This window comes from Kitasatospora sp. NPDC096077 (assembly GCF_040303245.1).
In the GTDB taxonomy this organism is placed as follows: Bacteria; Actinomycetota; Actinomycetes; order Streptomycetales; family Streptomycetaceae; genus Kitasatospora.
The window spans coordinates 187,852-196,366 of record NZ_JBEOSV010000001.1 but is presented as its reverse complement, the minus strand read 5'-3'; the positions used below and the strand labels follow the sequence as shown (position 1 = coordinate 196,366).

The 8,515-nt window shown below is 72.6% G+C and carries 5 protein-coding genes; 3 read left to right on the top strand and 2 right to left on the bottom strand.

Going from position 1 to position 8,515, the window contains the following annotated elements:
* Positions 1 to 108: 108 nt before the first annotated feature.
* Positions 109 to 2,682: a collagenase gene (locus tag ABTZ03_RS00685; RefSeq protein ID WP_350510648.1), complete on the bottom strand. Its 2,574-nt coding sequence runs from the start codon at positions 2,680 to 2,682 to the stop codon at positions 109 to 111.
* A 762-nt stretch (positions 2,683 to 3,444) separates the two neighbouring features.
* Here ABTZ03_RS00685 and ABTZ03_RS00680 point away from each other — a divergent pair.
* Positions 3,445 to 4,647 (top strand): acyl-CoA dehydrogenase family protein, encoded by a 1,203-nt coding sequence (locus tag ABTZ03_RS00680; RefSeq protein WP_350510647.1) that lies wholly within the window; start codon positions 3,445 to 3,447, stop codon positions 4,645 to 4,647.
* 71 nt (positions 4,648 to 4,718) lie between these two features.
* Here the strand turns inward: ABTZ03_RS00680 and ABTZ03_RS00675 are convergent, their stop codons facing one another.
* Positions 4,719 to 5,585, bottom strand: coding sequence for a LysR family transcriptional regulator (locus ABTZ03_RS00675; protein WP_350510646.1), 867 nt, complete (start codon positions 5,583 to 5,585; stop codon positions 4,719 to 4,721).
* A 237-nt stretch (positions 5,586 to 5,822) separates the two neighbouring features.
* Between ABTZ03_RS00675 and ABTZ03_RS00670 the strand changes: the two genes are divergently transcribed.
* Together ABTZ03_RS00670 and ABTZ03_RS00665 are read left to right on the top strand one after the other, a co-directional pair.
* Positions 5,823 to 7,472: an ABC transporter substrate-binding protein gene (locus ABTZ03_RS00670; protein ID WP_350510645.1), complete on the top strand. Its 1,650-nt coding sequence runs from the start codon at positions 5,823 to 5,825 to the stop codon at positions 7,470 to 7,472.
* Positions 7,469 to 8,476: an ABC transporter permease gene (locus ABTZ03_RS00665; protein WP_350510644.1), complete on the top strand. Its 1,008-nt coding sequence runs from the start codon at positions 7,469 to 7,471 to the stop codon at positions 8,474 to 8,476. The genes ABTZ03_RS00670 and ABTZ03_RS00665 overlap by 4 nt, the downstream gene beginning before the upstream one ends.
* Positions 8,477 to 8,515 lie beyond the last annotated feature (39 nt).

Genomic DNA, 8,515 nt, shown 5'->3' with positions numbered 1-8,515 from the left:
CGTGCCCACCCACCCGCGCGGCCTTGGCGCGACCGCCCGCCCGCCGCCGCCCCCCGGGCCGGCCCCCCCCCCGGGGCGGGGGCCCCGCCGCAGGAGTCGACTCGACGGTCAGAACTGGGTGCTGACGGTCACTCCGCTGAAGTCGGTGTTGGCGTACAGGCTGATGTAGCGGTAGCCGGCCGTCGGGTTGGTGACGGTCAGGCTCTGCGTGGTGCCGGGGTTGGTGGAGGAGGCGGTGAACGCGGTGGGGGAGGCCCAGGTGTCGGCGTTGTAGTAGAGCGAGGCGTTGCCGGTACCGCCGGAGGTGTTGACCTTCAGGGTGCTGGTGCCGGCCGGCAGGTAGACGTAGAAGTAGTCGAGGCCGCCGGCGGCGCGGGCCTGGTTCGGCCGGGCGCAGTTCTGGCCGAGGGCGTCGGTGCGCGGGTCCGTGCAGGTCGGCAGGGTGGTGCCGCCACCGGTGGTGACGACCACCGAGGTCGGGGTGCTGGCGGTCTTGCCCGCGCTGTCGGTGACGGTCAGGGCGACGGTGTAGGTGCCCGGGTTGGCGTAGGTGTGCACCGGGTTCTGCTGGTCGGAGCTGCTGCCGTCACCGAAGGTCCAGTGCCAGGAGGCCAGCTTCGCCTGGGAGTTGGTCTCCACCGACTTGTCGGTGAGGGTGACGGTGGCGCCGTCGACGGACTGGCCGAAGAGCGCGGTGGGGCCGTCGGCGTAGCAGGCGCCGCCGGCGCAGGCGTCGAGCCAGGCGTCGAAGTCGGCGTCGTAGGAGGTGCCGAGGCCGTTGTAGACCGCGTACCCGCCCTGGTAGTCACCGGTGCGGAAGTGGCCGAGCATGTTCTGCACGTCGGCGGGGTGCTTCTCCAGCATGTAGCGGACGGCCAGGTAGCCCCACGGGTAGGTGCGCACCGTGTCCGAGTTGTCGTAGGTGTTCTGGAAGACGGTGCTCAGCTTGTACCGGTGCGTCGCGGCCTCGGCCATCGCCTGGGTGTCGGTGGTGCCGCGGTAGGTGTAGGACTCGTACTCGGCGACGCCCTCGATCCACCAGATGTCCGGGACGGAGATCTCGGTGGTGAAGTTGCCCTTCATATCGTAGATGTTGTCGAGGTAGTGGGTGTACTCGTGGTTGAGGTTCCACACGTTGGCGGGGAAGCCGTCGTTGTAGGACTTCTTGTACATCACCGACACGGGCTTGTTGGCGGGGTCGGTGACGTCCATGACGGTCTGGCCGCCGTTGTCGGTGGAGTTGTTGTAGATCGCCCAGGAGTACGTCAGGTAGTCGTCCCGGTTGGCGAAGACGGCGAGGGTGATGGTCTTGCCGTACTGGCCGGCGATCGGGCCGCTGTCCTTGACCATGCCGTGGAAGAAGGTGTCCTCGCCGCGCAGGCTCGCGCAGACGGTCGCCAGCTCCGCGGGGGTGAGGTCCTCGGTGCGGATGGTGCGGTTGTCGCACTCCAGGGTGTTGGGCAGGACGGCGGCGGTGAGCTTGCCGGGCAGGTCGCAGGTGCCGTAGTAGGAACAGCTCGCGTTGTCGTACTGGTTGGCGTTGTACGCGGTGTACACGTACAGCGGGCCGGTGCTGCCGGCGATGGGGGTGCCGTCCAGGACCTGCTTGACCAGCGGGCGGGTGAAGGTCGCCACGGCGCCGCCGTCGCCGGCGGTGCGGGCGAGGTCGTTGCCGGCGTTGACGTCGAGGAACTGGTTGGCGGTGCCGAGCAGGTCCTTGTGGCGCTGGGCGAAGCTGGCCAGGGAGGTGATCACGGCCGGGTCGGCGGCGATCGCGTTGACGTAGTCCGGGTTCCAGTTGGCCCGCCACAGCGGCGCGTAGAGCACGGCGTTGACGGCCTTGACCATCTTCGGGAAGGCGTTGTAGCCGTTGTCGTAGCCGTCCAGGACCTGCTGGTAGACCTTCAGGTACCGGCTCTGGATGTTGGCGCTGTCGGTGAGGACCAGCACCTCGTTGAGCACGGCGCCGTTGGCGTCGCTGACGTCGTGCCGGTGCGCGCTCGCGAAGAAGGCGTCCAGGCCGGCCTGGACGGCGCTGGTGAGCGAGGCGTCGTACGGGCCCACGGTGCCCGCGTTGTTGGACTGGACGTAGTAGCCGGCCCGCAGGAAGAGCACCAGCTGCAGGATGTTCGCGGAGTTGTCGCCCGCGTAGTGCGCGGCCTGGGCCTTGAAGGCGTCGGCGACGGCGAGCATCTGCGACTGCTTGAAGACACCGGCCGTGTCGGTGCCGGTGACGTTGAACAGCGTGTTGACGCAGTCCGTGGTCGAGCCCTGGATGAAGGAGACCAGGTCGGCGCCGCTGCGGGAGGCGAAGTCGGCGGGCAGGCAGCCGGCCGCGGCGGGGGCGGCCTGGGCGGTCAGCGCGCGCTTGGCCGAGGTGGCGGCGGGGCGCCGGGCGGTCTGCTGCGGGCCGGTCTGGACGGCCGTCCCGGCGGGCTGGAGCGCCTGGCCGAGCAGCTCCGGCGGGAGCGGCGCGGCGGTGCGGCCCAGTTCCTCCGTGCCGGGCGCGGCGATCTCGGCGCCGAACGGCAGTGGCGCGGCGGGGGCGTGGGCCGCGGGGGCCTGCGCGGCCGGGGCCGCGGCGGGCGCCGGGGTGGCGGCGAGCGCGGGGGTCGGGAGCAGGGCGGCCGGGCCGGCGAGGGCGGCGGCCACCAGGAGCGGAAGGGATTGGCGCAGACGCACTGCGGTGTCCTTGTCCTGAGGTGGGGGCGGTGACGGGGCGTCGGTCGCGAGGCGGAGGGGGAGTTGACGTGTGACCTGTCACCGGAATCAGGGTCAGAACAATGTCACAGGTTATATGTCATCGCAAGGGTGTGCGGGGGGTGGAGCGGCCCGCTCCCGGGGGGTTCAATGGACCGGGTCAAAATCAGGCAAAGCCCTTGCCATCGATAAGCGTTCGCGTTCGGTACCGATCGCAAGTCGGGTGTGGACGGGCCGTGGTCGCAGCCTGCATGCTCGACTCCATGGTGGGGAACGGGAGTGCGAAGCGGGGTGGCCGGGACTCGGCCCGACCGCTCGCCTGCCCGCGACTCCTCCCTGCGCCGATGCCGCTGCTGACCAGCCGTCGCATCGTCGACTTCGGCCTGCTCTGCTCGGCCAGCTGTCGCTGAGCCGACGCCCGCGGCGTTCCCCGGTCGGCCCTCGGGGCCGACCCCGGCCCGTTCCCCCGGCCCGCCGACCCGTGGGGGCGAAGCCCCGGCCGTGAACCGGCCCGGAGTCCGAACGCCCGGTCCGACCCTCCGCCCATGTCACCGGCCGTCAGCCGTACGACCGTCGCCCGCGCTCCGGCGGGCCGGCCCGCGCACCGATGCGGTGGTCCGTCGCACCGATGCGGTGGTCCGTCGCACCCGAACCCGAACCGGTTCGGCGCGGAACACATCTGACCCATCGTCAATGTGTGCAAACAGCTGACGAGTTGGCCTGCCACAACCTCAAGGAACCGCCATGACCAGCCACCTCAGCCCCGACGTCGCACCCGCCGAGCGCGGGATCCGGCTGCCCCGGCCCGACCTCGACCGCCTGGACGAGATCACCGCGGCGCTGGCGAAGACCGCCGCCCGGTACGACCGGACCGGGGAGTTCCCGCACGAGGCGATCCGACTCCTGCACGACGCCGGGCTGTTGACCGCGACGGTGGAGCAGAAGTGGGGCGGGCCCGGCGTGAGCTTCGCCGACCTGGCGCGCATCCTGCTGGCCCTGGGCCGCGGGGACACCTCGGTCGCGCTGATCGCCTGCATGACGCTGGTGCCGCACGCCCTGGAGAGCGGACGGCCCTGGCCGGAGGCGCTGTACCGGCGGATCCTCGCCGAGTCGGCGGAGCGTCCCACCCTGCTCAACCACGCCCGGGCGGAGCCCGACACCGGCCGCGGTGGCGGCACGGTGGCCCGGCGGACCGCCGACGGCTGGGCGATCACCGGCCGGAAGCGGTTCGTGACCGGCGCGGAGGGGCTGAGCTACTTCCTGCTCTGGGCGACCACCGACGAGGTGGTGCCGCAGTCGGTGGTGTTCGTGGTGCCGGGCGGCTCGCCGGGCATCGAGATCCTGCCGACCTGGCGTCAGCTGGGCATGCGGGCCACGGTCAGCCACGAGGTGGTGTTCACCGACGTCCGGGTCGCGGCGGAGGACCTGATCCGCTTCGGCGACCCGGGGGCGCCGGCACCGGACGCGGACCCGGGCGCGGACCAGGACCACGCCAACTCCGTCCTGCTGATCTCGGCCGCGCTGTACCTGGGCGCGGCGCGGGCCGCCCAGGACTTCGTGCACCACACCGGCGTCACCAAGGTGCCCGCCCACCTGGGCCGGCCGATCGCGGCCGGTGAGCGGTTCCGGCAGGTGGCCGGGGAGATCGAGGTGCTGCTGTCCACCGCCGAGCAACTGGTGTTCGGCATCGCGGGCCGGCTGGACCGGGGCGAGGTGGTCTCGGCGAACGAGGCGCTGGCGGCGAAGGTCGCGGTGATCCGCAACCTGACCCGGGCGGTGGAGGCGGCGGTGCGGCTGCTGGGCAGCTCGGCGCTGTCCCAGGACAACCCGCTGGAGCGGATCTTCCGGGACGTCCAGGCGGCGGGGGTGCACGCCCCGCAGGAGGACCCGGCCCTGGTCGGCATCGGGACGGCCGCCCTGAACGACTACCTGCGGCAGCTGGGATGACCTCCCGGCCCGGTCCCGATCCCGGCCCCGGTGCCCGCCCCGGTGCCGCTGCCGCCCGTCGACGGCCGGGCTCAGCCGGTCGGCTCGGGCGCGCTCAGCGAGTCCAGCGCCGAGCGCAGCGCCCGGGTCAACAGGCCGGGCGCGCCCGGACGGTAGCGCAGGTAGAGGCCCTCCGGGGGCACCGGCGGCAGGTCGCGGATCCGGACCAGCCCGGTCGGCGGCGGGCCGTGGTCGGCGAGCAGGGCGATGCCCAGCCCGGCGCGCAACGCGCTGAGCACACCGGTGAACTGGGCTGCCTCGGCGACCACCGTGACGCCCCGGCCCGCGCCGCCGAGCGCGGCGAGCGCGCGCTCGCGCAGCACGCAGGGGCCGTCGACGGCGACCAGCGGCACCGGCGCGCCCCGCTCGGGCAGCCGCCAGTCCGGGGCCGCGAACCAGGACAGCCGCACCCCGCCGGCCCGGACGCTGCGCGGGTGGCCGGGGTTGCCGAGGAACACGGCCGCGTCCACGGTGCCCCGGTCGATCGCCTCGTGCAGCGCGCCGCTGCGGTCGAGCCGGAAGCGGACGGTGTGGCCGGGGCAGTCGGCGAGCACCGAGCGGCTGATCACCGGCAGCAGGCCCTCGGCCGCGAGCTCGGTGGAGCCGATCAGATAGGTGGGGCGGACGGTCTCGGCGAGGCCGAGCCGGGAGAGCGCCTCGTCGTGCGCGGCGAGCACCCGGCGGGCCTCGGTGAGGGCGGCCTCGCCGTCGCCGGTGAACCGCATGCCGCGGCCCTGGCGTTCCACCAGTGGTCGGCCGATGATCCGTTCCAGCCGCCGCACGTGCTGGCTGACGGCGGACTGGGAGATTTTCAACGCCTCCGCGGCGCGGTGGAATCCGCCGTTCTCGGCTATTGCGACCATGCTGCGCAGTGCGGCGATGTCCAGTGTTCTCGTCACCCTTCGAGCCTAACAGCGGGCGAACTCGCCGAGGGGGGGTCCGGCGACCTCCGAATTCCTTCCGGAGCCGGTCCGGGAAAGTCCCCAACATGCCTTCTCCGACGATGACCTGGCGATAAGTCATCGTCGCCTCGGCGCCGAGTCCGTGCCGACCTGGCGATGACTCGGCGCCGACTCGGTAATGACATGAAAACGCAACACGCGGAAACAGAAACAGCTTTCGGGAAAAAGGAACCCATGCACATATTCAGACCCGTGGTGGCCCGGGTCCTGGTGTCCACCGTGGCCGGGTCGCTGCTGCTGGCCGGCTGCTCCGGCCAGGGCGGCGGCACCGCGGCCGGGGACAAGCCGGTTTCGGGCGGCACCCTGACCTACGCCGTCGACACCGAACCGGTGTCCTGGGACCCGCACGTGTCGACCCAGGACCTGACCGCCGAGTTGCAGCGGCAGGTCCTGGATTCCCTGGTCTCCGAGGACGCCGACGGGACGTTCCACCCCTGGCTGGCGACTTCCTGGGAGTCGGCCCCGGATCTGCGCAGCTTCACCTTCCACCTGCGCAAGGACGTGAAGTTCCAGGACGGCACGCCGTTCGACGGGACGGCGGTGAAGGCGAATTTCGACCACATCGTGGCGAAGGAGACCAAATCCCAGTTCGCGGCGAGTCTGCTGGGCTCCTACACCGGCACCACGGTGCTGGACCCGTACACCGTGCGGGTGGAGTTCGCCCAGCCCTCGGCGCCGTTCCTGCAAGCGGCGAGCACCAGCTATCTGGGGCTCTACTCGCCCAAGACGCTGGCCTCGGACGCGGCGAAGCTCGGGCAGGGCGGACCGGTGGACGTCGGCAGCGGGCCGTTCCGGTTCACCGGCTACAGCAAGGGCCAGCAGGCGGTGTTCGAGAGGAACCCCGACTACCGATGGGGCCCGCAGAACGCGGCGCACACCGGCCCGGCGCACCTGGACAAGGTCGTGGTGCGGTTCCTGCCGGACGCCGCGGTGCGGGTCGGCGCGCTCACCAGCGGCCAGGTGCAGGTGGCCAAGGCGGTGCCGCCGCAGAACGCGGCGACGGTGAAGGCCGACCCGGCGCTGAGGCTGGTCACCCGGGAGCAGCCGGGCGGCAACTACAACCTGTGGCTGAACGGCTCGCTGGCACCGCTGGACGACCAGCGGGTGCGGCAGGCGATCCAGCGCGGCATCGACCTCGACCTGGACGTGAAGACCGTGCAGTTCGGGCAGTTCCCGCGGGCCTGGAGCCCGATCTCCTCGATCACCCCGGGCTACGACAAGTCGCTGGAGCACGCCTGGCCGTACGACCGGGCACTGGCCGACCGGCTGCTGGACGAGGCGGGTTGGACCGGCCGGGACTCCGACGGCTACCGCACCGCGAACGGCCGGCGGCTCAGCGTGCAGTGGCCGCAGCTGTCGGCCAACGCCACCCAGCAGGGCCGGGACATCCTCGGCCAGGCGATCCAGGCCGACCTGCGGAAGATCGGGGTGGAGGTGGTCCGCCCGTCGCTGGACGTCGGCGCCTACTCGACCCTGGTGTACGGCGGGAAGGCGAACATCGTCGACCTGGCCTGGGCCCGGTTCGAGCCGGACGTGCTCTGGCAGTTCCTCAACTCGGCCAGCGCGCCCGCCAAGGGCGGCATCAACCCGACCTTCCTGCCCGACCAGCAGCTCGACCAGCTCACCGACCGGGGCCGGGCGACGCTCGACGCCACCGAACGCGGGCAGGTCTACGCCAAGGTGCAGCAGCGGGCGATCGACCTGGCCGTGGTCGTCCCGGTGTACACCCCGGTCGCGCTGACCGGCGTCTCGGCGAAGGTCGGCGGGCTCGGCTTCGACCCCGACACCTGGCTGGACTTCTACGACGCCTGGCGGACCCCGTGACCACCCACCAGGCGCCGCCGGTGGCCGACCGGGCCGGGGCGGTGGAGCCCGCCGCGGCGCGGCCGCCCCGGCTGCCGGCCCTGCTGCGGGCCGGACTGCGGCGGCTGGTCGGCGCGCTGGCGGTGCTGTTCGGCGCCGCGACGCTGGCCTTCGCCGCGCTCCAGCTGATCCCGGGCGACCCGGTCGCCACCCTGCTCGGCCCGGCCACCACCACCCCGCCCGAGGTGCGCGAGGCGATCCGGCACGACCTCGGCTACGACCAGCCGGTGGTAGTGCAGTACCTGCACTACCTGGGCGGACTGCTGCGGGCCGACCTCGGGCAGTCCTACCAACTGCAGCGCCCGGTGTCCGACCTGATCGCCGAGCAGCTCGGCCCGACCGCCCAACTCGCCCTGACCGCCGTCCTGCTGGCGCTGCTGATCGCGGTGCTCTCGGCGGTGGCCACGGCCGGGCGGCGGCCCGCGCTCAAGGCGCTGACCGCCGCCTGGGAGCTGGTGGCCGTCTCCACCCCCTCCTACTGGCTGGGCCTGGTGCTGCTGACGGTGTTCTCCTTCCAGCTGAGGCTGTTCCCGGTGGCCGGGGCGGACGGCGTGGCGGCCCTGGTGCTGCCCGCCGTCACCCTGGCGCTGCCGCTGGCCGGGACCCTGGCGCAGGTGCTGCGCGAGGGCCTGGAGGCGGCGCTCGGCCAGCCCTTCGCGGTGACGGCGCGGGCCCGCGGACTGAGCAGGGCCGGGGTCGTGCTGCGGCACGCGCTGCGGCACGCGGCCGTCCCGCTGATGACCCTGACCGGCTGGCTGACCGGCTCGCTGCTGGGCGGGACGGTGCTGGTGGAGTCGGTGTTCGGCCGGCCCGGGGTCGGCTCGCTGGTGCTCGCCGCCGTGAACAGCCGGGACGTGCCGGTGGTGATCGGGGTGGTGCTGCTGTCCGCGCTGGTCTTCGTGGTGATCTCGACGGCGGTCGACCTGCTCGCCGGCGTCCTCGATCCGCGACTCGGGAACAGGTGATCCGGTGGCCCTCGCCCCTCCTTCCGCCGTCCGTGAGGC